The following is a 24,588-nucleotide window of genomic DNA, read 5'->3' on the forward strand; positions in this document are numbered from 1 at the left end:
CAGCTCCGACGTGGTCGCGCCCCACCACAGTGCCGGCGCCTCAGTTGCCCGCACCGCCACGGAACTCGGGTACGCCCCCCTCCGGCGTTCTCGCGGACTTTCACGCAAAGAGTGGGATGCTCACCGCGCGCATGGCTGGCGACCGCTCGCTGAGTCAGCAGGCGCGCATCCGCTCGGACGTGCGCCCGCCTCCCGCCGCGGGAGGCCACAACCAGCCTCACCGCCTGCGGTGGCTCGCAGCCCCAACGCCCAGGAGAATCCCACATGACCTACTTGGGCCGATGATCGTCCTCGGTTCAGGTGGGGCTACCGCATCTCCTACGCCTGTCAACCCGCGACTCCAGCCGCTGCGCAGGGGGAATAGTGCTGGCACGCATACGGTGCATGCGCGCCGCTACGACGCCTGCGCGCTCTGTGAAACAGCCGAAGCCATCGGCTCGGCACGGACCACCTGCTCACGGAGCCCGATCGGCTCGTCGTGGTGGCGGGCGGCCGCGTAGACCTGCAAGTAGCGAGTGATGGCGATCCGACCCTCGTCGGTCAGCGCGTCACTCTCGTCGCCGCGCTGGTGGGCCAGCTCGAAGACGTGGTCACCCAGCTCCACGGCCACTTCGACGACGCGTCGGCTGGTGCCGGGCGCGAGCAGGCCGGTGGCAAGCAGGTGGCGGTGGAGCAGGTCGGTGAGCCTGCCGAGGTGTTTTCTGATGTCGTCGCGGAGAGCCTCGTTGTGCCGGGAGGCGTAGTAGAGCGCGACGAAGTCCGGGTGGGACAGGTAGTGGCGGCCGTGAAAGGCGATGAACGCCTCGACGGCGGCCGCGATGTCCGGGTGTGGCCGGGCGGTGGCGAGGGACTCCTCCAGTTCGCTATCCAGGCGCGTGAGTTCGCGGGCGAGCAACTGCTCGAAGATGGCGTCGCGGTTGGTGAAGAACTGGTACACCGTCGCGGCCGGGACACCAGCACGTTCCGCCACGGAACGGACCGTCGCCGCGTCGGTTCCCTCGGTCGTGATGATCTCCACGGCGGCGTCCAAGATCCGCTGGACGCGCTCGCGGCTGCGCTGCTGGACCGGTTCGCGGCGGAGGGGGCTGGCGTCGGGCACGGCATCCATGGTAGACACGAAAAAAATAACATGACGTCATATTCATGTTCCAGCGGATCTCTTGCGGAGGCGACTACACCATGAGCGCGACCGGGGCAGCCGTCGATGCGTTGACCAAGGCGGGGCGGGCCATACGCGGCTCCGGGGGCGGCGCCACGGCGAAGGCCGCTTGCAACTTGTGCGAGGCAATTTGCGGGATCGAGATCACCATCGAGGGCGGGAGGGCCGTCGGTGTGCGCGGCGACCGCGACGACCCCCTATCCCGCGGCCACGTGTGCCCCAAGTCCGTAGCGATGACCGACGTGCACAGCGACCCGGACCGGCTACGGCGGCCGCTGCGCAAGATCGACGGAGAATGGGTGGAGGTGGACTGGTCCGAGGCGATCAGTGCGGCGGCCCGCGGACTCGCTCAGGCCCGTCGGCGGCACGGCGCGAATGCGGTGGCGGTCTACCTGGGCAACCCCTCGGTCCACAGCCTCGGCACGATGACCCACGGGTCCGCCTTCGCCTCATTGCTGCGAACCCACAACCACTTCTCGGCATCCTCGGTCGACCAGTTGCCGCACCAGGTCGTTTCGGCACTGCTGTACGGGCACCAGTTCCTGCTGCCGGAGCCGGATCTGGACCGGACACAGCACCTGCTCATGTTCGGTGCCAACCCGCGTGCGTCGAACGGAAGCCTGATGACCGCGCCGGATATGGCGCGGCGGCTGCGGGAGATCCGCGAGCGCGGCGGGCGGGTCACCGTCATCGACCCGCGCCGCACGGAGACGGCCGCGGACGCCGATGAGCACGTGTTCATCCGGCCCGGCACGGACGCCGCGGTGCTGTTGGCCATGGTGCACGTCGTCTTGCGAGACCGGGCACCGCGCCTGCCCGAATACATCACGGGTGCGGACGCGCTCCGAGACGCGGTCGCCGAGTTCACGCCGGAAGCCGCTGGCCGTTTCAGCGGCGTGCCCGCCGCCACGATCACCCGCCTCGCCCACTCCTTCGCCGACGCGGGCCCCGCCGCCTGCTACGGCAGGTTCGGCGTGTCGACCCAGCGTCACGGCACTGTGTGCCAGTGGGCCATCCAGGTGCTCAATATCATCACCGGCAACCTGGGCCGCGAGGGCGGGACGCTGTTCACCGACCCGGCCATCGACATGACACGGCTGCTGAGCCCGGGCCATTTCGGCCGACGCCGCAGCCGTGTGCGCGGGCTTCCTTCCTTCGCCGGGGAGTTTCCGGTCGCCGCCCTTGCCGAGGAGATCACGACGCCGGGCCAGGGGCAGGTGCGGGCGCTGTTGACGATCGCGGGAAACCCGGTGCTGTCCACTCCTGCCGGAGCCGCACTCGGCACCGCGCTCGGCGGCCTCGACTTCATGGTGGCCGTGGACTTCTACCTCAACGAGACCACTCGCCACGCGGACGTCATCCTGCCGCCGACCAGCGCGCTGGAACGAGACCACTACGACTTGGTCTTCCGGTCCTTCGCCGTCCGCAATACCGCGAAATACTCGCCCGCGGTGCTGCCCAAGCCGCGCGGCGCGCGGCACGACTGGGAGATCTTCCGCGACCTCGGCTCGGCCTACCAACGCCACCTCGGAGGCGGCCGGATGCAGGTATTGCGCCGTCGCCTCAGTAGGCCCGCCCTGGCCACCGAGATTCGGCTGCGGACACCGCCGCGCCGGCTGGTGGACCTGCTCCTGCGCACAGGTCGCTACAAACTGAGCGTGCGGCGACTGCTCGCTCACCCGGCCGGGCTGGACCTGGGCCCGCTGCGGCCAGGCGGCGAGCATCGCCTGCGCACTCCTGACCGCCGACTACACCTCGTGCCACCGGAGATCGCGGACGCCCTCGACACCCTGCGCTCCGACCTGTGTACGGCTCCGGCGGATCCAGGGTCGCTGCTGTTGATCGGCCGACGGCACCTGCGCTCCAACAATTCCTGGATGCACAACTACGCCCGCCTCGTCGCCGGTCCGCAGCGACACCATCTGCTCATGCATCCTGCCGACGCGGCCCGCCTCGGACTGGCCGACGGGCCCGCCGTGCTGCGCTCGCGCACCGGCGCCGTGCGGGTGGACGTCAGGCAGACCACCGACATCATGGCGGGCACGGTCAGCCTGCCGCACGGGTACGGGCACGCGGCGGCGGAAAGTCGGCTGTCCGTGGCCTCCCGCGTCGCGGGCGCGAGCGCCAACGATGTCACCGACCCGCTGTTCCTGGACACCGTCAGCGGAAACGCCGCCCTCAACGGAATCCCGGTCACCGTGGAACCGCTCCCCGACTCCCGCTAGCAAGGAACGCCATGCCCCACGTCATCACCCAGCCGTGCTGCAACGACGCCTCCTGTGTGCCGGTGTGCCCGGTCGGCTGCATCCATCCCACCCCCGACGAACCGGGCTTCGCCTCCGCCGAAGCCCTCTACATCGACCCCGCCAGCTGCATCGACTGCGGCGCCTGCGTCGCCGAGTGCCCGGTCGGGGCGATCACCCGCGACACCGCGCCCGTCGCAGGCCGATTCTTGGACCTGGCGGAGGCTTATTACCAGCGAAACCCGCTGCCGCCCGGCATCCCCGACGCCTCGCCGCCCGCTGCGCGGGCCGAGATCGAGGAGCTTCGAGTCGCGGTGGTGGGCTCCGGGCCAGCGGGCGCGTATGCCGCACTCGAGCTGCTCGAGCATCCGGGCGTGACAGTCACGATGTTCGACCGGCTGCCCACACCGTGGGGTCTGGTGCGAGGCGGGGTGGCCCCCGACCACCCGTCCACCAAATCCGTCACCGAGGTATTCGAGCGCGCCGCCGCCAATGGCCGCTTCCGCTTCCACCTCAACGTCGAGGTCGGTACCCACATCACCCACGACGAGCTGGCCGCAGCACACCACGCCGTCGTCTACGCCTATGGGGCCTCCGGTGACCGCCGCCTGGGGATTCCCGGCGAGGACCTGCCGGGCAGCGCGTCGGCAACCGAGTTCGTGAACTGGTACAACGGCCACCCGGACTTCATCGACCGAACGTTCGATCTCTCCTGTCGCCGTGCGGTCGTCGTCGGCAACGGCAACGTCGCCCTCGACATCGCCCGCCTCCTGGTCGCCGATCCCGCGGAGCTCGCCGCCACCGATATGGCCGACCACGCGCTGGCCGCCCTGGCCGCCGGCGCGATCGAGGAAGTCGTGGTGCTCGGCCGGCGCGGCCCCGCGCAGGCCGCGTACACCACTCCCGAGCTGCTCGCCCTGACCGATCTCGACAGCGCCGATGTCCTCGCCTTGTCCGACGAGGCCAGGTTGGATCCCGACCAGCTCGCCGCACTTCGATCGGACCCGATCGGGCTGGCCAAAGCGCAGGCTGCCGCGGAACTCACCACACGCCACCGCGGCGCGTCGCGCCGTATTGTCCTGCGCTACTTGTGTTCTCCGCTGGAGATCATGGGCGATCAACGGGTCACCGGAGTGCGTGTGGCTCGCAATCGGCTCGAACACGGCCCCGGCGGCGACGTCCGCGCTGTCCCGACCGGAATCGAAGAGACCATCGAGGCGGGCCTGGTACTCCGGGCGGTGGGCTACCGCGGCGCTGCGCTGCCCGGCCTGCCCTTCGACCATGACCGCGGTGTGCTGCCCAACGACTTTGGCCGAGTCCTCGCCGGGACCGGCGAACCCATCCCCGGCGTTTACACGGCGGGATGGATCAAGCGGGGCCCGTCCGGAGGCATCGGCGCCAACAAGAAATGCGCACTGGACACTGTCGCCGCACTCCTCGCCGACCATTCCGCAGGATTGCTTCCCGCCCCGGCAACCACCCCGCAGGACCTCGACACACTGGTCCGGCAGCGCCAGCCCACCGCCGTCGGTGTGCACGAGTGGCGGGCGATCGATCGGACCGAGCGCGACCTCGGCGCGGTTCAGGGACGGCCGAGGCGCAAACTGGCCTCGTTCCCCGCGCTGCTCGCCGTTGCGCATGGGGAGGACTCGATGCCGACGATTCCACTGCCGATCGACGCAGATGGGTTCCGCCTCTAATCAATTCCTGCCAATGCTGCGTTCCTCAAAGGTGGTAGATAAAACGGCGGCGTAGGGTCCTGGTTTCGGGGCTGGTCGGCCCCACGATCACCTGTCCGGCAGCCTCTCCCAACCGAATATTTCAGGGGCAAGTAGCTAATTCGACCGAAGTCAGGCCGAGAAAAAGGGAGCAGCTCGAAATGTTGACCTTACGGTCAGCGGCCTTGTCATGTAATGGGTGGCTCGCCCGGTGCCGGAAACTTCGAGAAAGCCCGCCAACCTTGCCCATCCTGAACAGGGTCAACCCCTAGGGTTGATCGCCCGCTCGGAGCAACTAAGGGGTAACTCCGACCTGTGGGAGCGTAGAAATCTCCTTTGACCCCTTCCCTCCCATGCAGATAGTCTGCCATCCAACGGGCTGCGGTACCTCTCGGGTGACCGCTCTCGCAGGCCAATACAATTTTCGGACTCTGTGAATGGGCCAGCTCGGCTGCACGCCGAAAGTGCTGATCCGCTGCCATCAGCCTGCCGAAGGTCGTGCCGTCGATATGAACCTCTGTTACCGAGCCTTTGCCCTTCTCTATCGTAACGGCGAATGTGTCTGGGGTCCCATGCGCAATAATATAGATCGGTCGTTTTCCGGCTTCGATGTCTCGCGCCCACGGCGTTGGTTGAGCACCAAACGCGCCCTCCCTATAGTGTGCGTCGTAGACGGCGGGTTGGTCCGCGAGATAGCGCCCGATATCTGGGGGGACCGATTTGTGGTACTCCCGGTCGCCTTCCCGAATCGGCGCACTCGCCCACGACGTCGAGAGTTCGGCGTCGCCCGGCTGGGTCGGAAACGACACGCCGATGGGGTTTCCGGCGGCGTCGTTCAGTTGAATGCTGTGCACGTGGCGGGGTCGGAACGATACACGTTCGCCGTTGGTATCGTAACCGTGGAGCCGTGGTCCCCAGAGGCGGTTGGACGCTCTGCTGATCTGCGCCGCGCCGTCGTGGTCTGTGCGTGCCGCGCCGGTTGCGGTGTCTTGCAGGACATGAACAGTAGGCCGATAATCCCGTTCGCTAATAGCGTGGTTTGCTTTCCGAAGCGCCTCACCTACGCGTTGGGCCACCCGGCGGAAGGCTTCAGCAACCGGACTGCTCATCGCACGTCAGGGGTATTCGAGCCGAGCTGCGTGCCATGGCCTCATTCTGGCGGCTTCCCCGCGGACGAGATGAGCGTCTTCTTCCCGCCGTCGGGGGGCGGCGGCTTTACCACAACGCCGCCGTGACGAGTCGGAATTGAGCGGGACTTCCTGGGTTGATCCAGATATCGGTTCCAGCAGGGACGATGCTGGGCAGATCCCTGCCGATGACACGGACCCAGCCGACAACATCGAGCCGACGCTTGTGCGCAGCGGCAGTTACGACCAATACGCAAGGTACGTCATCAGGCGCCGCAGCGACCGAAAGGTGGCCCTGCTCGTCACAGCCCAACTCGACGACCGCATCGCGCAAGGCCGGGACAAGTTGATCGCCGACGTCGTCACCAGCGGCAATCAGCCGCAGCACCGCGTCGGTGGGGTCGGTCGGACTGGCCGGATCAGCAGGCAGGTAAGTCGGATTGGGTTCGAATGGCCCCATTTTGCCGTCACCGTCGATCATCCAGCCACCCATGATCGCTTCCGGAACCGGATCCTGCGGCTCACCCGCTGATCGGTTGGGATCAAGCAACACGAACCAGTCCCCTTACCGGACGACCGCTGGCGCCGTCGACTCTTCCATGCGATGCTCCTGACTGCGGCTACAACGGTAGCCCGAGACCGTACTCGATGGGGTTTTGAGGGCCGTCGGTCAGCTCGTGGTGGCCACGGGTGATGTCCCGGCGGGCGTCATAGGCATCCGGTGCCATGGCGGTCTCGTCGGTAGCGTAGACACCGAACCGCTCGATGCGGGCGGTCAGATACGGCGAGAGCACCGCCAGATCCTCCGCGGATCCGGGAGGGCATTCCGAGCGTGGAAGCCGACGAGTTGGCCTCGGCGAAGAAGCGGATCGCCGCGTTGGAAGCCGAATTGAAACTTACTCGCGACGCCTGCGAATTGTTCGCTCGGCCTGCTCGCGGTGCCCGGGCTTGCCGGACGCGAGTGCGATGCCCGTGAGTGCCGCGAACATATCGGTCGCGCCGATGTCGGGGCGAATGGTGCCCGCCCGCGCGGCGGCGTCGAGCAGTGCGGCCAGTGCGGCCAGTGCGTCGAGCATCATCTCCTTGCTGCGGACATAAGGGTCGACGCCGGACTCCACGAGGGCGCGCAGCGCGTCGGCCATCCCGAATTCGGCGGTCGCGTAATCGATGAAGCGGCCCATCCAGGCGCGCAGCGCCTGCTGCGGTGGCATCGTCTCGAGCAACTGCGATGCCGCGTCGCAGAGTTTGGCCAGTTCGTTGCGATAGGCGGCCTCGATCAGCACCTTCGTGGTTGTTCGTCGATGGCGGCATGGCGCAGGTGTGAAGCGTTCGCCGGTGAGCGCCGGTCCGAATCGGCGACGGGCCCACGGGTTCTGGTCGCCGTGCACGGTCACCGGAATCTAGTCCGCCGGCTCGATCTGCTGCTCACCGAACACGGACAGCAATTCGAGCTGTTCGACAGGGCGCGATCCGGGCGCGGGGGTGAACCACAGTAGGCGTTGAGTGCCGTCCTCGCTGAGCAGACTGAGGCAATCGAGTTCTATCTCGCCGACCAGAGGATGGATCAGCCGTTTCCGGTCGGCGCGGCGAACGGCGACGTCCCGCCTGGCCCATAGCTCGGCGAATTCCGCGCTCGTCCGCAATAGTTTCTCGGTGAGCGCGATGACTTCGGGATCCCTTGCGCGCCGGCCCGCGACCGCCCGCATATCGGCGACGAAAACCTGCGACTGGTGGGCATGCTCGTCCGGGTGATAGAGATCGCGGACGAATGGATCGGTGAACCATTGATAGATGAAGCTCGCCTCGAGACCCGTCTCGGCTGGAGGAGATCCAAGCAGGGCTCGTGCGAGCCGGTTTTGAATCAATGTCGCGCTGAGATCGGTGATCACCTGCGCCGGGGTGTGCGGCAGCCGATCGAGCAGATCGAGCATGCCCGGGTGGACATGCGCGGCGACGCCGTGTACCCGCGGCAGCGGGCGACCGGCGAGGTGATACAGGTGGTTTCGCTCGTCCGAGGTCAGGCGCAGCGCCCGGGACAGCGCCGCCAGCATCTGCTCGGACGGTTGGACTCCGCGTCCCTGTTCCAATTCCACGTAGTAATCGGTGGAGACCCCGGCGAGCCCGGCGACTTCGTCGCGGCGCAGACCGGGTACGCGTCGGCGCGGTCCGGTCGGGAGACCGACATCGGAGGGCCGTACCCGATCACGCCGGGACTTCAGAAACGCGCCGAGCTCCGAAAGATCCATGAGATCAGTATCCGGTCGGGGCGAGACGCGAACCAGGTGGTAATGGCCCCATCGAGCGCGGCCGCAGCGATGCCGACGACGGGGGAACCGCCGCGTCGATTCGATGGATGCCCCTGTCGTGGCCGGATATCAGACGAGCTTGTCGGCGACCAGGATTACCTTGCCCTTCGCCTTTCCCGCGTCAAGATAGTCCAGCGCGGCAGTGGCCTCGGTGAGCGGGACCATGCGGTCGAGCAGGATGTGTGTTCCGCTGTCGATCTTCTCCGCTACTCGTGCCAGCCGGGCCGCGTCGGAGCTGTGGAAGACGAACTCGGCGCGGACGCCGCGCGTTGCGGCGCGCTCGACATCGGGTGGCATCGGGGTTGCTACCAGGAGGCCGCCCGGGTTCAGCACTTCCAGTGAGCGGATCTCGGTATCGCCGCCGATGGTATCGATCACGACGTCGACCTCGGTCGCGACAGTGGTGAAATCGGTTGTGGTGTAATCGATCACCTCATGAGCCCCGAGTTTGTCGGTGATCCCGAGCCCGGGGCCCGACGCCGTCGCGATCACCCGGGCGCCGAGATCGCGGGCGAACTGCACCGCGAAGCTGCCGATCCCGCCCGCGCCGCCGTGTACCAACACGGTCTGCCCGGGCACGACGTTCGCCACTTCGGTCAGGGCCTGCCACGCCGTTGCCGCCGCGGTCACCAGACCGGCGGCCAGCGGCAGCGACACCGTGGCGGGCGCTCGGACCAGCTGCGCTGCGGGCACCACCGCGTACTCGGCGGCGGCGCCACCGCGGCTCGGGTCCAGACGCGCGATGACACGGTTTCCGGCGGCCCATCCATTGACCTCGTCACCGGCGGCCACAATGGTTCCCGACAGATCGGTGCCCAGGGTGTACGCGAACTCGACCGGGAAGTAGTCGTGCATATGGCCTGCGACGATCTTCAGGTCGAGGGGGTTCGCCGCGTATCCCGCGACGCGCACCAGGACCTCCCGCGGGCCTATGGCCGGTGTCGGGATGTCACGGGCCACGACGCGCTCGCCGTAGTCGGATATCTGAATCGCTTTCATCGTTTCTTCTCTTCCTGTCCTGCCACTGGCCAGGCTCCGACCTGGTGGAACCAGCCGAGCCAATCCTCGAGGTGCCAGGTCCGGGCCAGGCGGCCGTCGGCCACTTCGTGGAACTCGTGGATCGGGATTCGGACTTCCCGCCCGGTCGCGGGCACCCCGAACCACCCGCCGGTGTGCGTGCCGCGCATTTCGGCGCGCACGGCGAGCGGGCCGTCGCCGTTGTCGCCGCGGCCGTCGAGGACGGTCTCGATGACGATGGTGAAGTCCGAGAACGCCTGATTGATCGCAACGACAAGAGGTTTGATGCCTTCTCGCCCGGGTTGCTGGTCGGGTCCGAGCGGAATGTCCTCCCACTCAGGTGCCACTACATCGTCGAGCAGGTCGACGTCACCGCTGAAGGCGCGGTAGAAGTTCTCGATCAGGTCGATGCGGGATCCGGTCATGTATCGGTCCTCCGATTGTGTTGTCACGGTGGGCGAACGGCTTCCACTGTGAGTCCCGCAGCGCGGGCCAACCAGATGCCGATTCCCCGGGTGTCGTCGCCACCACCTTCGGTCGACGGCGTCGGCCCCTCGGGAACGGCTCGCTCGCGAGGGTAGGAGGGGGCGGTGTCACGCGGGGCGAGGTGCCCTGGTCACCGATCCTCGTCCCGCGCAAGATGAAGGCAATAAACATTGCGGTGACCGGGACCAGCGAACGGTTGGGCCGACTTGTCATCGACGCCGTGCTGCGCGCAGGTGAAACAGAGATCGTGGCAGTGACTCTGGACATTGCACGGTCGACCGAACTGAAGGAGCGGGGAGTGGAGGACTGACAAGCGACCTACAACGAGATGCAATTGCTGGATGCCGTGTTCAAGGGCGTGGACCGTGCGCTGCTGGTCTCCGGCACCGAGTTCGGCGCACGAGTCGCGCAGCACATCACTGTGATTCGCGCAGCCGAACGGGCTGGGCTCGAGTGTTGGGCTACACGAGTATTCCGTACGCCAATCGCAGCCCGCTGATCCTGGCACGAGAGCACCGGGGTACCGAAGCTGTGCTGGCCGAATCGTCCGTGCCGCATGTGGTGCTGCGCAATGGCTGGTACTGACGCGGTTTGGCTGGGCTCCTAACCCTTCTGATCCGTAGCCCGGGATCGGCGCGAGTGCAGTCCGGGCCCGGTGGGGGTCGACCCGCGGGCTCGTCTGGATGTATAGCGGCATCTCAGCGCATCTACAGCTATAGATAGCGTGTCCGCGCTCGACGCAGAACAGCCGGTATGCCACTCTTGCGAACATATGTTCGATAACTGTGTAGGAGATGACGGTGAGCGACCCGGCGGCACGACGAGGGCCGCGGCGTCGCTGGCCGGGCTGCCGCCGCTGCCTGCCACCGCGTCGGGAGCGATGATCCCGGCGGCTCGGTGTCGGAGCGCGGGCTGCCGCGCGGCGGTGTGGTCGCCCGCACCGGCCGCGCCACCCCGCTGCTCGGGTTGCTCGCCACGGTGACCACCGCAGGGGAGTGGGTCGCGGTCATCGGGTGCCCGCAGCTGGGGTTGCTGGCCTTCACCGAGGTGAACGGCGACCTCGCCCGGCTCGCGCACATCCCGGATCTCGGCGAGGATCCACTCGCCGTGGCCGCGGTCCTGCTCGACGGTGTCGACGTCGTCGTCCTCGATGTCCCCGGCGCCGCGTCGCCGAGCCGGATGCGCGCGGTGCTCGCCCGCCTGCGAAGCCACGACGGGGTGCTCGTGGTCACCGTCGCGGGGTGGGCGCGTCCGGATCTGGAGTCCGGTCCGAACTCGCCGAATAGGACGGCCTGGGTCGCGGGCGTGGCCGGTTGCGGTCGATGACCTTCGACATCCACGTCACCGGTCGCGCGACGCGGCGCCCGCGCACCACCCGCGTGCAACTCGCCGGTGCCGGTACCCGCCAGTGCTGCTTGGACCCGGCAGCCTTCGCCCGCTGTCACGGTGCCGACATCGATCGCGCAGACCGGTTGAGCTGCGACGAGCGAGGAGCGTTACGCGGCCATCCGGCACTTGCGCCCGCCCCGGAATATGCGGGTGGTTCTCTGAACTACCGTCACAGTTCAAACCGGGCAAGCGCGCCGAAACCCAGCCCAGACGCCATGCCGGAGGCGCGCGGCGCAGGCGGGGCAACGAGATCAATCACCAGTTCGCCGGCTAACCGCGCTCGGCCGCGGCCGGCCACCGAACCGAACACCGACGCAGTCAGCGACCCGGCGCCAGCCCCGGTCGAGGCGCTTGCCCGGTGGCGGCGGCTGCTGGAACCACGGACCCGCTGAACGACTCTCCGACCTTGGCGCGTTGTCGGCCGGTCATGTCAGGCGTGCGAACGTATCTGCCCGGCCGGAGGAGGAAGAACGTGACCGAGACCGGCGATCAGCCCACCGTGCGACTTGTCGCGCACTGTCGCCGCTGTCACGGCTGGCTGGCGTCACCGCAATCGATGGCCCAGGGCATCGGGCCGACCTGCGCGGTCCGTGAGCAGGCCGAACAGCGCGCCGCAGCGGCACGGCAACTACACGAACTGCCCCATCTCCGCCGCGGAACAGCTGACGATCCCGTACTAACCACCGAATACTCCCCCGACACCTGGCGCCAAGGGACCTACCGCTGGCAGGCAACCCCCGGCACCCACACCCTCCGCGTCCGCGCCACCGACACCACCCAGCCCGCTCAGCGCCGCCCACCGATGCCGGACGGCGCGACCGGCCGGCATTCCCGCACGTCAGCGTGCGGTGAGATGTTTCGTGCGCCGTGGGCGGGTAGCCACCCAGTGACACCGACCGGCACCGACCGAGCCGGATTCCATCGTACGAGGAGTGGTGACCGATGACATCGACCAACGTCCAGCCTATGAGCGCCTCGGGTCCCGACGCCGAACCGTTCGAGACGGTCGACGCCTATACCGGCGAAACCCTGGCCGAACTGCCCTATGTGGCGACCGAGCAACTCGATGCCCTGGTCGAACGCGCGGACGACGCCTATCGGTCGTGGCGCGCGAAACCGGTCGAGCAGCGTGCGCGGGTGGTGTCCGCCGCGGCGGATCTGATGCGCGAACGCAAGGACGACCTCGCCCGGCTGATCACCCGCGAAATGGGCAAACGCATTTCCGAGAGCGAGTTCGAAGTCGACCTCGCGGCGAGCATTCTGCAGTACTACGGCGAGAACGGACCGCGCATTCTGGAGCCCACCACACTGCCGGTGGAGGAGGGCGAAGCCCAGCTCGTCAACCCACCGTTGGGGGTGCTGCTCGGCATCGAGCCGTGGAACTTCCCGATCTATCAGGTGGTGCGGTTCGCGGCGCCGAATCTGGTGCTGGGCAACACAATTCTGCTCAAGCACGCCAAGCTCTGCGCACTCACCGCGCTCGAACTGGAGAAGATCTTCACCGACGCCGGCGCGCCCGAAGGGGTCTACACCAACGTCTTCCTGCGGGTCTCGGACGTCGAGCACGTCCTCGCCCACCCCGCTGTCCAGGGCGTATCCCTCACCGGCAGCGACGCCGCCGGTGCGTCGGTGGCCGAGATCGCCGGGCGGCACGTGAAGAAATGCGTACTCGAACTCGGCGGCAGCGACCCCTTCATCGTGCTCGACGCCGACGATCTGGACGACACGATCGATGCGGCGACCGCAGGGCGGCTGGCGAATACCGGTCAAAGTTGTGTCGCCTCAAAACGTTTCATCATACCGGACGAACTGTACGATCGCTTCGTGGCCGGTCTGGCCGAGCGGTTCGGCGCACTGCGCCCGGGCGACCCGTCGGATCCGGAGACCACACTCGGACCGCTCTCCTCCCCGAAGGCCGCCGAGGAGCTGCTGGAACAGGTTCAGGATGCCCGCGAGAAGGGCGCCACGGTGGTCACCGGCGGCGGCCGCCCCGACGTACCGGCGCCGGGACGCCGGGACGCGTTCGTCGACGCGACGGTACTGACCGATGTCACCCCCGATATGCGCGCCTATTCCGAGGAACTGTTCGGGCCGGTCGCGGTGGTGTATCGCGTCGGCGACGAACGCGAGGCGATCGAGTTGGCGAACACCTCGAAGTTCGGGCTCGGCGCCACCGTGTACAGCAGTGACCCGGACCGCGCGCGAGCGGTGGCCGAGCAGATCGCCAGCGGCATGGTGTGGATCAACCATCCGACGTCCTTGGCGCCCGATCTGCCCTTCGGCGGGATCAAGAAGTCCGGTTTCGGTCGCGAACTGTCCGAACTCGGCATCTTCGAGTTCGCCAATCGCAAACTGATTCGCTCCCTGCCCCACAAGACCGAATCCGCCGGTCTCGTGGGCTGACCGTTCGAAGGAGAAGATGCACATGCGTGCAGCGGTGCTGCGGGAATTCGGTGGTCCAGCAGCACTCACGGTTCAGGACATCGATACACCACGTCCCGGGCCGTGTGAGGTGCCAGTCCGGGACGCCCGTCGGCGGTGACCTCGGCGTCGGTGATGCCGTGCACAGCGAAGGCTCCCGGTGCGATCGGCATGCCGGGGCCAGGGTTGACCAGGGTGTCCAGCAGCGCCTTTCCGGTGGCGGCGTCGATCACCGCAACAAGTGCGGCCATCACCTGTCGGCGTGGTGCCTGGGCTGCTCGACGTGCACCGACTGCACCCAGACGTGCTACTGCGGCGCCGCAGAAGACGAGGACCCGAATTACGCCGGTACCAGCCCGATCACCCGAGCCTCGGGCAAGAAGAAGATCGTCGCGGCACGGTTCGTTCACAACGATCGGCTCATCGACACCCTCCTCCGCCAGGCGTTCAGCGCCCTGACCGTCTCACCGGGCGCATGCGCCTACTACGACAAACAACGCGCCCGCGGCCTCGAACACCCAGGTCACGCTGCGCCAGCTCGCCAACCGCCTCGTCGGCATCCTCCACGGCTGCCTCAAGACCCGAACGGTCTACGACGCGACTGCCGCATGGTCCCTGCTGGATGCCGCCGTGGCGCCACGCGGGCGGCGCTCAGCGGAAACGATGCAGAGGATTTCGCCGATCATCGTGCTCGGCTGGTTCTCAGCATCAAGGTCACCAAAAATTTTCATCCGTCACAGTAATAGCCCTCGTTCACAAAGGTTACAGAGAGCAGTGATCAAACCCACGCAATTTGCTCGGATGAGTAAACTCCGGTGGCATGTTGGCGACCCGCCGCAAACATCGCGGAGACCTGGTATCGGCTACGGATCGTTTCATTGGTCGTGATCCGGAGTTGGAGAAGATCGCTACCCTGCTGCTGAGTTCTGCTCGAGTGATCGTCTTGATCGGTCCCGGCGGTATCGGAAAGACGCGCCTTGCGACCGAAGCTGTGCGCCGGTTCAACACCGTTGCACACCGGCCGATCTTTTGGGTGAGATTGGCGCGGCTGACCAAGGGCGCCGACGCGACCGCGGTCGAGGAGGAGATCATGCGCTCGGTGGTGGACGCCGACTCCTCGGAGCAATCGGCCTGGGATTCGCTGGTCGATACGTTGACCAGTACGGACGCGGTAGGACGGAATCTGCAGACCGTGCTGGTGATGGATAATTGCGAGCATGTCCTGACCGCTGCCGGACAGTTGATCGCAGAGCTGACTGAAGCGGTGCCGGGTCTGACCATTCTTGCGACCAGCCGCCGGCCGATCGGGTGGGTCGACGAACGTGTCATTTTGGTTCCTTCGTTGTCACAGCAGCAGGCGCTCACCTTGTTTCGGAGTCGCGCTGAACTCACCGACAATCCCGTAACCACCCCTGAGCAAATCAAGCTGGCCAACCTGGTGTGCCGTCGCGTGGAAAACAATCCGCTGTATATCCGGTTGGCGGCCGCACGGTTGCTGCGGCAACCGTTGGGTGCCATCGTTCGGGACTTGAGCGGGGAGGCCACCGACAAAAGGATGCGCTGGTCGCGCGGGCCGCGGGTGGGAGTCGAGCCACGTCACCAAAGCGTTCGTGACGTCATCGCTTGGTCATATGACCTGTGCCTGGACAAGGAACGGCTCCTTTTGGATCGAATGTCGGTCTTCGCCGCGGGCTACGACACCAATCCCGAGGATGACACCGGCTCCGCGCCGGATGTGGGCGCTGGTCTGGAAGCGATCGCGGCGGTGTGCGCCGACGATGCGGCTCGGCCCCAAAATAGTGAGCCGCTATCCGGCGGTGATGCGGTCGTACGCCTGGAATGCGAGGAGATCGAGGGCTTGCTTGATGGGCTCGTCGACCAGTCGCTGGTGACGGCCCACATCATGCCGACGACGGTGCGGTACTCGCTGCTGGAAAGTATCCGGGTGTTTGCCGCGCAACGGCTGAAAGAACGCTCCACCAGCGAGGTGGACGAGCCGGCGCGGCTCGAACGCCGTCACCGCAGATACTATCGAGACAAAGTCTTAAAAGCGCAGATCAAATGGTTCAGCCCCGGCGAAGAGAACTGGGGGGTTCGCACAGCCTGGGACAACATCGTAACTGCGATCGAGACAAGCTTGACCTCCGGGGAACCCGAACTCGGTTTGGAAATCTCTGCGGGCCTGGTTGCCCTGCCCATCATCAAAGGCTCACCCCGAGAAGTACGCCGGTGGACCGAACGCACCCTGCAGGCGACCCGTGGACGCGCTGCACAGCCGACCGAGCTTCAAACAGCAGCCATGACGATGCTCGGGTGGCTCGCCGTGTTGCAGGGCAGAAGCGACGAGGCCGACCGGATACTCGAGGAATGTGTGGTCGGATGCATCGGCGACACGGAGGCCGGAGGGAACTGGCGGCAGAATCCGGAAAACGATCTCGGTCTGCCCGCCAGCGTCGAATTCCTTTGGGGGACGATACTGATGCTCGCCCGCCGTGACCCGAGGGCTATCGCGGTGCTGGGTCGGGCCCGGCAAAAGTTCGCCACCTTCAATGATTGGGGCGGTGAGGGCAGGAGTGAGTTCTACCAGGCCGTAGCTGCCAGCTCCCTCGGAACTGCACAGCAAGCGTTGGAGATCACGCGGCGTCACCTGGAGCATGCCACCAGGTCCGGAGCTGGGTGGGCAAAGGCATGGGCCGAGTTGGCCTGGGCGATCACATTGACCAAACATGGTGATCCCGCCGAGGCATCGGCCGTGGGGCGCTCAGCACTCGAGTATCATGTTGCCGCGCGTGACCAGTGGGGCGTGTCGTTCGCACTGTACATTCGGCATTGGACGTTGGCGCGGATCGTCTCCGATATGATCGACGCCGGAAATGCGGACCGAGCCGAGATCAGCGCGTTGGCCACCGAAACCGCTCAGCTCATCGGAGGAGCGGCGACCACGCGGGCAGGGCCGGGAATCAACTTTGGCGATCTGGCGCTGCTCGCCCATGAAACGAACAAGGCTATCGAGGTTGTCCGCCGTGTGCTGGGGTGCGAGGCGTTCGCCGCGGCCTACCGGCAAGGTTCCTCATTGCGTCCCGAGCTAGGCGAGGTGCAGCGCTTCGCGCTGGGAACGTTGTCCATCGACGAGATGCCAATCGACCATCCCGCCAGGAAGACCAACCTGTCCCATTGGGGTGAACTCTCGAGTGCCGAACGGGAAGTCGCCACGCTGGCTGCTGCAGGATGGACGAACAGTGCCATCGCCGCCCGTCGAGGCAACTCCCTCAGAACCATCGACGCACAGATGGGGGCAATCTTTCACAAACTCTTGATCACCTCACGACAAGACATCATCAAACTTGTTCCGAATAGCGAGATGGGCAGGATCCGAACGGAAGCAGCCAAGCGCCCAACTCGAACCAGAGAACGACGACGGGGGAGTGTCTGATCTTCGGTCGGGTGTCCTGGGATATCTCAACCCTGGGCTCCCACAGATCCTTACATCACATCCCCGACAGACCCAGTGGTACAAGGTGATCAAGGACGGCACCGATGGATCGGTCGTCATCACCACACCGGATGAGAACCACACCATCGAACCCGGCACACCCCTGACCGTCGCAGTGCCTTCTCAGTACCAGGCCGGGGAGGGCGCACTGCGTAACCTCCACGCCACCGAGGTGACCCGCCCATAGCCTGGTCTCCTCGCAATCGCCCTCAGGAGTCGGTTCCCGAATCCTGAGGGGCTGTAAACATGTGTTGAGACAGAGTCGAGCAGGCCGGGGCACAGTCGAGATGACTCCTGTTCGGTTCCCCGGACCTCTCGCCGAACCACGGCTACATGCGGCCGAACGACGAGGCACAGGACCTAACAGGTGCGACCCGCTCTTATCGCTCAGTGCGGCGAGGTGTCCACGTCTTTGGTGGCCGGGTTGCCCGTTACCAGGTTGTGCGGGCCGGAGTCCAAAGCGTGGACCCGTTCGGCCACACATCAATCCGGGCTTCTCGATGCTGGGCCAGCGCGAGCAGTGTCCCCACCTGCTCGAAGGTGAACGGCCCTGCGGTCGCTCGCGAGTCGCTGACCCGGGATTGCGGCAGGCGTCATCAGTCCGGCGATCCTTGGGGGTCGTGAACGCTCTGCGACCGTGGGACGGTCAGCAGGGCGTCGCGCCGCATATCTTGCCACCTGGGCGCGGTACGGATCGGCGCGAGCGGGTCGGATCGCCGGTTGCGGTCAGAGCCCGCTGCTGCCGAGGGACAGCACGCTGCTTCCGGCGCTGAGCAGCATCGACAGGATCGACAGGATATTCACTTCGAACTCTCTTTCTCCTGGCCGTCGCCAGGGCTTTCAGGGGCCGGTCCGGGAAGGTTTCGAGTGCTTCGGCGCCTCGCTGGCGGACCGCTGGGCTGCAGCGTAAACACTCACCGCGGTTCGGCGGCGGGTTGCACTGCCCACATCTGGCAATAACGGATACCGAGCACGTTCCTCGGCGTGGCCTCCCGCGCAACCGGCGAATGAGCTTGGATACGCGAATCTCATCCGACATCAACGACTTTGCCCGAGATGCCCCGTGGTTGCATCCGATCGTGTCCGGTTACGCCAGCTACGGTGTCGCGCTGTTCGCGGTGCTGCTGGGGGCGGGATGGTGGATCGCCCGCCGCGACAGCGACCCCGCTCGGATGGTGGCAGCGGTGTGTGCACCGCTGGGAATGCTGGTCGCTCTGGTGATCAATCAGCCGATCGCCGCCGCGATCGACGAGACTCGTCCGTGTAATGCGTTGCACGCCATCGTGGTTCTGCACCGCAACACCGATGCAGGGTTCCGGAGTGACCATGCTGTCATGGCCGGCGCCGTCGGGGCCGTTCTGTGGCTGGTGCACCGTCGGCTGGCGGTGCTCGGCGCGGTGGCAGCGCTCGTGATGGCGTTCGCTCGGGTCTACATCGCCGCGCACTACCCCCAAGACGTTCTCGCCGGGCTGGTACGGGGGCAGCGGTGAGCCTTGTCGGATTCTATTTGGTCCGACCACTCCTGGCGCGGCTTCTGACCCTCCTGGCTCGCACTCCACTGCACATCCTGCTCACCGGCGCCGCGCTGCTCGATCTCCCCGCCCATCGAGTCGACGACGTGTGGGTTTGGGACGTCCGCAGTGTCCGATGACACCGGCGCGCCGCGCTAATAGGTTATCTAGACCTTTATGCGGCCCCCCAGTCAGGAGACTGTCGAGGAGCTGTACTGCTCAATCGATCTCATTCCGACGCGGCGAATCGGCATCGATCTGGGCAAGTGCGCTCGCGGGCGGCGGTGTTCGGAGCTCAGGCGCTGGACCAGCAGTGTCGGCCGACCTGCTGGGGGTCGGGTGTGGGGACATGCGACTTGCCGTCATGATCCGCTGGATTGCCGGGGCACGATCCCGGCTGCTGATCACTTGCCGGGCAAGGCCTTCGCGGCACCGCCCGCCTTAGGCTGTTCATATGATCGATTTCGGCTCCCGGGCACGTACCCTGCCGGTACCTCCGTTCATTGTCTGGCAGTCGCTGACCGAGCCCCGGAGGTCGGGTGCGCGACCTTGGCTCAACCTGCTACCCGATGAAACCGAACCGGTGGTAGTCGAAGCCGAGGAACCGAACACCGTCGTGTGGTCGTCGCTGTGGCCGAGCAGGCCCGACGACCTAGTGCGTTTCGAGCTGGCAGCGGTCGAGGGTGGGGACACACTGCTGCGGTTCACGCTTTTGACTTCAGATCGGGCCCCCGACCAGAGCAAGACCGGCCATCTGCGCCGCCGCCTCAACCAGCTGCTGTTCGCTGATCTTCGCTACTCATACGGCCAGTAGGAGTCAGCATCGGAGACGTGGGCGGTGGCACCGCGAACAGCTTCGCGGCTTCGGCGGTCCCGATCGGAGTCTGAGCATCAGAAGGAGACAGGGTGACCACATTTGTCTTCATCCACGGCGCTGGCGATGTCGGCTGGTACTGGCACCTGGTGGAGGCCGAACTGCATGCGCGAGGCTTTGACACCATCGCACCAGACCTTCCATGCGACGAGGACTCGGCCGGCCTGCCTGAGTACGCGGACACCGTCGCCGACGCGATCGGGGACCAGACCAATCTGATTGTGGTCGGGCAATCGTTCGGCGGCTTCACAGCCCCGCTCGTCTGCAACCGGGTGGCGGTAGAACTGCTCGTCCTGGTCGCTCCCATGATCCCCGCGCCGGAAGAGGCGCCCGCCGACTACTGGGCCCATACGAGATACAACCAGGAGGTTCGGGACCGGTACGGCGATGCCATCGCTCTTTTCTATCAGGATGTCCCACCGGAGCTGGCCGCCGAGGCGCTGAAGCGGGCGCGCGCCCAGTCCGAGGCACGGATGGGGGAGCCGTCGCCGCTCAGGGCCTGGCCCGGCGTTCCCACGCGAGTCCTGATCTGTCGCGACGACCACCTGTTTCCCACCAGTTTCCTTCGCCGCGTCGCCCAGGAGCGCCTGGGCATCACCCCAGACGAGATCGACGGCGGGCACACCCCCGCGCTGAGCCGCCCACACGAGCTGGTGGACCGCCTCGAGGCGTATGCCGCCGGGCAAGGACTGTTCGGTGGCCACTAGCATTCGCGGCGTCCTCCCCATGCGCTCAGGATTCGTGTCGGCTCCGGGAGGCCCCCGGCCCGAGCGGCTACGACGCCGAACTGTGGCGGCACAACCAGATATTGCGCGAGGCCTGTTGCGTCGGATTCCACGACGACGTCCTCGACATCGGATGTGGGACCGGGCAGACAACCCGGGAGGCCGCGCGCGCAGCCCCGGCGGGACGCGCGCTGGGGGTCGACATCTCCGTGCCCGCCATCGAGCGTGCCCGCGAACTCGCCCGGGCGGAGGGGCTCCGCAACGTCACCTTCGAGCACGCCAACGCGCAAGTCCACCGCTTTCCGCAAGAGCGCTTCGACCTGGCAATCAGCAGATTCGGCACGATGTTCTTCAACGACCCTGTCGCCGCATTCGCCAACATCAGGCGGGCGCTTCTCCCCGCCGGACGCCTGGTGATGATGGTCTGGCAGGCCCATGAGCACAATGAGTGGGACGCCGCTATCCACGCAGCCCTCGCAGGACCAGAGCGGCCAGTGGTCAGCGCTTCCGCCGGCCCGGATGCGTTCTCGCTCGCCGATCCGGCGACTGTGAAGGAGATCCTGGGCGCTGCGGGGTTCGCCGACGTCGCCTTCACGGGCGTCGACGAGCCGGTCTACTACGGTCCGGACTTGGCTTCCGCCCTCGGCTGGGTCCACGGTTTCGCGTACACCAGCGCGGTACTGAAGCGGCTGGACCCTGCCGCCGCGGCTCGCGCGGTCGGGCGTCTGCGCGAGGCGCTCTCCGCGCACCTGAACGATGACGGTGTCTGGTTCAATTCCCGCGCCTGGATCGTCACCGCACGTCGCCAGTGAGAGGGGACGCAACCGTGGTGAGCCGGATGATCAACCCCGAAACCCGTCACCCATCGCATAACACGAACACGGAGTCGGACCCGCGCTGGGACGGGTAGACACATCGCGGTCGAGAGCGGCTGCAACGCCATTGCCTGTCTCAGCCGACCGTCCGGACACGTAAGAGCGCCCAAACTGCGTCGGGTGGTGCCATCGGTCGACGTGCCCGCGCGTGTGGATCCGACCGCCCACGGCCGAATCGAAGAACGACCATGAGGTGCGCATGAACTGGGCGCGGTCGCGGGAACCGGCCGGGCGCTGGACCACACGGTGATCCCGTTCCGCCGTGCGGAGACCGGGCATTCCTGGTTTCACGAAAACTGAACGATTCTCGAAGACGAGCTTGGTTGTTCCGGCTACCGGCGCTGTGCAGACTGCACTGTGGATCGCCGGTGCGGTCCGCTGTCCGTCGAGCGGTGAAGGAGCGTGACCATGCGATTCGCGGTGTCCACGCGCTCGGCGGTGCGGCAGGCGTTCGCCGACTGTTGTCGCTGACGCGAAACCACTCCGCGCGCCGCCCCGGACGGTTTGTTCCCGGGGTTCTCGGCCACCACTTCGCCACCCACGGCATTCGCCGCGGGGACGGCCACTCGTCAGGAGTTTCTCAGATGTCATCACGCAGGTTCTCGAGGGCGGCGGCGCTCGTCGCCGTCACCATCACCGCCGCGGTGCTGGCCGGATGCGCGGCGCCGGCCAACCGGGTCGCGGGCGGCGACGACGGCGGCACGCCGGTCGCGGGCGGGACATTGCGGTTCGCGGTGCTGGACGCACCGGCCAACCTCGATCCGCATTCGGGCAGTTCCTACCCCGAATCGCTGATCACCAGCAATATCACCGACAAGCTGACCTACCAGAACCCCGAGACCGGCGCCATCGAACCGTGGCTGGCCACCTCATGGGACATCGATCCCGAGCTCACCCGATTCACCTTCCATCTGCGCGACGACGTCACCTTCAGCGACGGGTCGAAATTCACCGCGGATTCGGTGAAGGAGAACTTCGACCTGCTCGGTTTCGGCAACAAGGAACTCGGCATCGTGCCGGTGACCGCGTACTGGGTCGGCTACTCCGGCACCCGCGTGCTCGACCCGCGCACCGTCGAGGTAGCCTTCACCCGCCCGAACGCGGGCTTCCTGCAGGCGCTCTCGCTCTACTTCTCCGGCATCCTCGGGCACACCACCCTGCAGCTGCCCAAAGAGCAGCGCAGCCTGCCGCAGAATCTGGTCACCACTGGGCCTTTCACCGTCACCGAGCACGTCTACCAGCAGAAGACGGTGCTGAAGAAGCGTTCCGGGTACAACTGGGCGCCTGCCAGCCGTAAACACAACGGCGAGGCGTATCTGGACGCGGTGGAGATCTCGGTGATCCCGGAGGCCGGTGTGCGCACCGGAGCGTTGCGAGCGGGCCGGGTGGACGCGATCCTGGACGTGAACAACACCGACGAGGCGCCGCTGACCCGCGAGGGCTACCGGATCGTGCCGCAGCTCATTCCCGGTCGCGACATCGCCTTCGACTTCAAGACCGATCTGTTCCCGACCAACGACCGCGCGGTGCGCGAAGCGGTCAAGCTGGCCTGGAATCGCGACGCGCTGAGCAAGACCGTCCTCACTCCGAGCTACAAGGTGTCCAGTTCGGTGCTGTCCGAACGGGTGCCGGGCTACGTCGACTTCTCCGCCACGCTGAAGCAGGACCAGCGCAGGGCCGAGCAGATCCTGGAGGACGCGGGCTGGCGCAAGGGCGCCGACGGTATCCGCGTCGACCGCGACGGCCGCAGGCTGGAACTGGCGCTGATCGGCATCAACAACCTGGTGAACAACAAGCCCGCCTACGAGCTGATCCAGCAGGACCTGCGCAAGATCGGCGTCGACCTGAAGCTGAACGTGCTGCCGATCCCGGACTACCAGGCCGCCATCACCCAGCCGCAGCGCTGGAACATCCAGGTGGCCAACCAGAGCCGCGCGGACGTCGCGGTGCTCGAACAGGTGTACTCGCCGCAGTTCGGCAACATGGCCAAGCTGGCCCAGGGCGACCCGGTCTACCAGCAGGCGATCGACACGCTCGGCGCGGTCAGCAAGACCATCGACCCGCAGCGGCGGGCGGCCGCGGCCCAGGCGGCGCAACGGTTCCTGTTGGAGGACCAGGTGCTCACCGTGCCGGTGTACAACCCGGCCCAGGTCACCGCGGCGAATCCGAAGGTGCACAACGTGGGCTACGAGGCGCAGTCGCGCAACGTCTTCTACGACACCTGGATCGAGCCGAGGTAACCGATGTTCCGCTATGTGCTGGCCAAACTCGGCCAAGCGGTGTTCGTGGTGTGGGGCGCGTACACCGTGACGTTCGTGCTGCTGTACGTGCTGCCTTACGACGCGGTGGATCTGTTGTTCGACCCCACCCAGGGTGACCTCGTCACCGAGCAGGACAAGCAGAACGCGAGGGAGTACTACGGACTCGACCACGATCTGCTCGGCCAATACCTGAACCGGCTGCTCGCGGCCGCCCGCGGTGACTTCGGGGCGTCCACCCGCACCGGCGAGCAGGTGTGGCCGCTGATCATGTCGGTACTGCCGCAAACCGCCCTGCTCGCCGCCTGCGCGCTGGTCCTGGCGGTGCTGCTGGCGCTCGCGGTCACGCTGATCTCCGCCTACACGCGCGTGCGGTGGCTGAGCGACCTGTTCGCCGCGCTGCCCGCGGCGGGTGTGTCGGTGCCGGTGTTCCTGGTGGGATTGGCGATCCTGCAGGTGTTCTCGTTCCAGCTCGGCTGGTTCCCGCCCATCGGCAACGACGGTTTCGCGGCGCTGGTGCTGCCCGCGGTGACCCTCGCCATCCCCGTCGCGGCGCCGATCGCCCAATTGCTGCTGGAGAACGTCACCGGCGGCTTGCGCTCCGGTTACGTGACCGTGTCGGTGGCCAAGGGCGCGACGCGGCTGTGGGTGCTGGTGCGCGATGTGCTGCGGAACGCGGCACTGCCCGCGCTGACCATCGCGGGCGTGACCTTCGGCAACCTGCTCGCGGGCGCGGTGATCGTCGAGACGGTGTTCTCCCGCTCCGGTCTCGGCAGGCTCACCGAGACCGCGGTGCGCACCCAGGACGTGCCGCTGGTGCAGGCGGTGGTGGTGTTCGCGGCGCTGGTGTTCGTCGCGGTCAACTTCGTGGTGGATCTGCTGTATCCGCTGCTGGACCCGCGCCTGCGCAGCCGGTTGCGCCCGGCGGCGCGCCGGTCGCATGCCCCGGCGTCCACCGCACGGCCGGCCGGGCAGGAGGTGACCGC

At 66.7% G+C, this 24,588-nt stretch carries 24 protein-coding genes and 1 pseudogene; 17 read left to right on the plus strand and 8 right to left on the minus strand.

Annotation, left to right across the window (positions count from 1 at the left end; all coding sequences use genetic code 11):
• Nucleotides 1-394: 394 nt before the first annotated feature.
• Entirely contained in the window at nt 395-1,099 is a 705-nt protein-coding gene (locus ACWEH3_RS28245) for a TetR/AcrR family transcriptional regulator (protein WP_450022026.1), read from the minus strand.
• A gap of 80 nt (nt 1,100-1,179) precedes the next feature.
• Here ACWEH3_RS28245 and ACWEH3_RS28250 point away from each other — a divergent pair, with 80 nt between their 5' ends.
• Both ACWEH3_RS28250 and ACWEH3_RS28255 read left to right on the plus strand, forming a co-directional pair.
• A complete protein-coding gene (locus ACWEH3_RS28250) occupies nt 1,180-3,384 on the plus strand; it encodes a molybdopterin-dependent oxidoreductase (protein ID WP_450022028.1) in 2,205 nt (734 codons plus the stop codon).
• An 11-nt stretch (nt 3,385-3,395) separates the two neighbouring features.
• Nucleotides 3,396-5,102 carry an FAD-dependent oxidoreductase gene (locus ACWEH3_RS28255; protein ID WP_450022030.1) on the plus strand — a complete coding sequence of 569 codons (1,707 nt, stop codon included), beginning with the start codon at nt 3,396-3,398 and terminating at the stop codon, nt 5,100-5,102.
• Between the two features lie 1,233 nt (nt 5,103-6,335).
• Here ACWEH3_RS28255 and ACWEH3_RS28260 read toward each other — a convergent pair.
• The 6 genes from ACWEH3_RS28260 to ACWEH3_RS28285 form a co-directional block, all read right to left on the minus strand.
• Nucleotides 6,336-6,800 (minus strand): type VII secretion system-associated protein, encoded by a 465-nt coding sequence (locus ACWEH3_RS28260; protein ID WP_450022032.1) that lies wholly within the window; start codon nt 6,798-6,800, stop codon nt 6,336-6,338.
• Nucleotides 6,801-6,867: 67 nt separating this feature from the next.
• Nucleotides 6,868-7,041, minus strand: a complete 174-nt coding sequence (locus tag ACWEH3_RS28265) for a hypothetical protein (protein ID WP_450022034.1) — start codon at nt 7,039-7,041, stop codon at nt 6,868-6,870.
• 102 nt (nt 7,042-7,143) lie between these two features.
• Nucleotides 7,144-7,530 carry an SbtR family transcriptional regulator gene (locus tag ACWEH3_RS28270; RefSeq protein WP_450022036.1) on the minus strand — a complete coding sequence of 129 codons (387 nt, stop codon included), beginning with the start codon at nt 7,528-7,530 and terminating at the stop codon, nt 7,144-7,146.
• A 117-nt stretch (nt 7,531-7,647) separates the two neighbouring features.
• The gene (locus ACWEH3_RS28275; protein WP_450022038.1) at nt 7,648-8,493 is read right to left on the minus strand and encodes a helix-turn-helix transcriptional regulator; all 846 of its coding nucleotides are present in this window, start codon (nt 8,491-8,493) and stop codon (nt 7,648-7,650) included.
• 129 nt (nt 8,494-8,622) lie between these two features.
• Nucleotides 8,623-9,552: an NADP-dependent oxidoreductase gene (locus ACWEH3_RS28280; protein ID WP_450022040.1), complete on the minus strand. Its 930-nt coding sequence runs from the start codon at nt 9,550-9,552 to the stop codon at nt 8,623-8,625.
• A complete protein-coding gene (locus ACWEH3_RS28285; RefSeq protein WP_450022042.1) occupies nt 9,549-9,995 on the minus strand; it encodes an ester cyclase in 447 nt (148 codons plus the stop codon). The genes ACWEH3_RS28280 and ACWEH3_RS28285 overlap by 4 nt, the downstream gene beginning before the upstream one ends.
• A gap of 236 nt (nt 9,996-10,231) precedes the next feature.
• On the opposite strand from ACWEH3_RS28285, the gene ACWEH3_RS28290 reads away from it, so the two are divergent.
• The 5 genes from ACWEH3_RS28290 to ACWEH3_RS28310 all read left to right on the plus strand — a co-directional run bounded on the left by ACWEH3_RS28290 (nt 10,232) and on the right by ACWEH3_RS28310 (nt 13,848).
• The gene (locus ACWEH3_RS28290) at nt 10,232-10,366 is read left to right on the plus strand and encodes a hypothetical protein (RefSeq protein WP_452358414.1); all 135 of its coding nucleotides are present in this window, start codon (nt 10,232-10,234) and stop codon (nt 10,364-10,366) included.
• A gap of 146 nt (nt 10,367-10,512) precedes the next feature.
• Nucleotides 10,513-10,641: a hypothetical protein gene (locus ACWEH3_RS28295; protein ID WP_450022044.1), complete on the plus strand. Its 129-nt coding sequence runs from the start codon at nt 10,513-10,515 to the stop codon at nt 10,639-10,641.
• Between the two features lie 312 nt (nt 10,642-10,953).
• Nucleotides 10,954-11,382: a hypothetical protein gene (locus tag ACWEH3_RS28300; RefSeq protein WP_450022046.1), complete on the plus strand. Its 429-nt coding sequence runs from the start codon at nt 10,954-10,956 to the stop codon at nt 11,380-11,382.
• A 490-nt stretch (nt 11,383-11,872) separates the two neighbouring features.
• Nucleotides 11,873-12,391 carry a DUF6011 domain-containing protein gene (locus tag ACWEH3_RS28305; RefSeq protein ID WP_452358415.1) on the plus strand — a complete coding sequence of 173 codons (519 nt, stop codon included), beginning with the start codon at nt 11,873-11,875 and terminating at the stop codon, nt 12,389-12,391.
• Nucleotides 12,388-13,848, plus strand: coding sequence for an NAD-dependent succinate-semialdehyde dehydrogenase (locus ACWEH3_RS28310; protein ID WP_450022050.1), 1,461 nt, complete (start codon nt 12,388-12,390; stop codon nt 13,846-13,848). The genes ACWEH3_RS28305 and ACWEH3_RS28310 overlap by 4 nt, the downstream gene beginning before the upstream one ends.
• 65 nt (nt 13,849-13,913) lie before the next feature.
• Here the strand turns inward: ACWEH3_RS28310 and ACWEH3_RS28315 are convergent, their stop codons facing one another.
• The gene (locus ACWEH3_RS28315) at nt 13,914-14,117 is read right to left on the minus strand and encodes a hypothetical protein (protein ID WP_450022074.1); all 204 of its coding nucleotides are present in this window, start codon (nt 14,115-14,117) and stop codon (nt 13,914-13,916) included.
• Between the two features lie 87 nt (nt 14,118-14,204).
• Between ACWEH3_RS28315 and ACWEH3_RS28320 the strand changes: the two are divergent.
• The 10 genes and pseudogenes from ACWEH3_RS28320 to ACWEH3_RS28365 all read left to right on the plus strand — a co-directional run.
• Nucleotides 14,205-14,481: pseudogene (locus tag ACWEH3_RS28320) on the plus strand (IS110 family transposase); the annotation flags it as partial.
• A gap of 205 nt (nt 14,482-14,686) precedes the next feature.
• Complete coding sequence (locus ACWEH3_RS28325) at nt 14,687-17,299, plus strand: helix-turn-helix transcriptional regulator (RefSeq protein ID WP_450022052.1); 2,613 nt, start codon at nt 14,687-14,689, stop codon at nt 17,297-17,299.
• Nucleotides 17,300-17,384: 85 nt separating this feature from the next.
• Nucleotides 17,385-17,546 carry a hypothetical protein gene (locus tag ACWEH3_RS28330; protein WP_450022054.1) on the plus strand — a complete coding sequence of 54 codons (162 nt, stop codon included), beginning with the start codon at nt 17,385-17,387 and terminating at the stop codon, nt 17,544-17,546.
• 892 nt (nt 17,547-18,438) lie between these two features.
• Complete coding sequence (locus tag ACWEH3_RS28335) at nt 18,439-18,849, plus strand: phosphatase PAP2 family protein (RefSeq protein WP_450022056.1); 411 nt, start codon at nt 18,439-18,441, stop codon at nt 18,847-18,849.
• A gap of 17 nt (nt 18,850-18,866) precedes the next feature.
• Nucleotides 18,867-19,010, plus strand: a complete 144-nt coding sequence (locus ACWEH3_RS28340; protein ID WP_450022058.1) for a hypothetical protein — start codon at nt 18,867-18,869, stop codon at nt 19,008-19,010.
• A gap of 314 nt (nt 19,011-19,324) precedes the next feature.
• Nucleotides 19,325-19,684, plus strand: a complete 360-nt coding sequence (locus tag ACWEH3_RS28345; protein WP_450022060.1) for an SRPBCC family protein — start codon at nt 19,325-19,327, stop codon at nt 19,682-19,684.
• Between the two features lie 92 nt (nt 19,685-19,776).
• Nucleotides 19,777-20,451 (plus strand): alpha/beta hydrolase, encoded by a 675-nt coding sequence (locus ACWEH3_RS28350; protein ID WP_450022062.1) that lies wholly within the window; start codon nt 19,777-19,779, stop codon nt 20,449-20,451.
• Nucleotides 20,452-20,531: 80 nt separating this feature from the next.
• Nucleotides 20,532-21,281, plus strand: coding sequence for a class I SAM-dependent methyltransferase (locus tag ACWEH3_RS28355; protein WP_450022072.1), 750 nt, complete (start codon nt 20,532-20,534; stop codon nt 21,279-21,281).
• A 647-nt stretch (nt 21,282-21,928) separates the two neighbouring features.
• A complete protein-coding gene (locus tag ACWEH3_RS28360) occupies nt 21,929-23,584 on the plus strand; it encodes an ABC transporter substrate-binding protein (protein WP_450022064.1) in 1,656 nt (551 codons plus the stop codon).
• 3 nt (nt 23,585-23,587) lie between these two features.
• Nucleotides 23,588-24,588: ABC transporter permease (locus ACWEH3_RS28365; protein WP_450022066.1), on the plus strand; the 1,001-nt coding region annotated here is incomplete at its 3' end.

Source organism: Nocardia sp. NPDC004718, assembly GCF_053601535.1.

Coding starts and splice junctions, on each gene's coding strand:
- ACWEH3_RS28250 (WP_450022028.1), top strand. CDS start 1,180: ATGAGCGCGACCGGGGCAGCCGTCGATGCGTTGACCAAGGCGGGGCGG.
- ACWEH3_RS28255 (WP_450022030.1), top strand. CDS start 3,396: ATGCCCCACGTCATCACCCAGCCGTGCTGCAACGACGCCTCCTGTGTG.
- ACWEH3_RS28275 (WP_450022038.1), bottom strand. CDS start 8,493: ATGGATCTTTCGGAGCTCGGCGCGTTTCTGAAGTCCCGGCGTGATCGG.
- ACWEH3_RS28280 (WP_450022040.1), bottom strand. CDS start 9,552: ATGAAAGCGATTCAGATATCCGACTACGGCGAGCGCGTCGTGGCCCGT.
- ACWEH3_RS28285 (WP_450022042.1), bottom strand. CDS start 9,995: ATGACCGGATCCCGCATCGACCTGATCGAGAACTTCTACCGCGCCTTC.
- ACWEH3_RS28305 (WP_452358415.1), top strand. CDS start 11,873: ATGTCAGGCGTGCGAACGTATCTGCCCGGCCGGAGGAGGAAGAACGTG.
- ACWEH3_RS28310 (WP_450022050.1), top strand. CDS start 12,388: ATGACATCGACCAACGTCCAGCCTATGAGCGCCTCGGGTCCCGACGCC.
- ACWEH3_RS28315 (WP_450022074.1), bottom strand. CDS start 14,117: ATGGCCGCACTTGTTGCGGTGATCGACGCCGCCACCGGAAAGGCGCTG.
- ACWEH3_RS28325 (WP_450022052.1), top strand. CDS start 14,687: ATGTTGGCGACCCGCCGCAAACATCGCGGAGACCTGGTATCGGCTACG.
- ACWEH3_RS28345 (WP_450022060.1), top strand. CDS start 19,325: ATGATCGATTTCGGCTCCCGGGCACGTACCCTGCCGGTACCTCCGTTC.
- ACWEH3_RS28360 (WP_450022064.1), top strand. CDS start 21,929: ATGTCATCACGCAGGTTCTCGAGGGCGGCGGCGCTCGTCGCCGTCACC.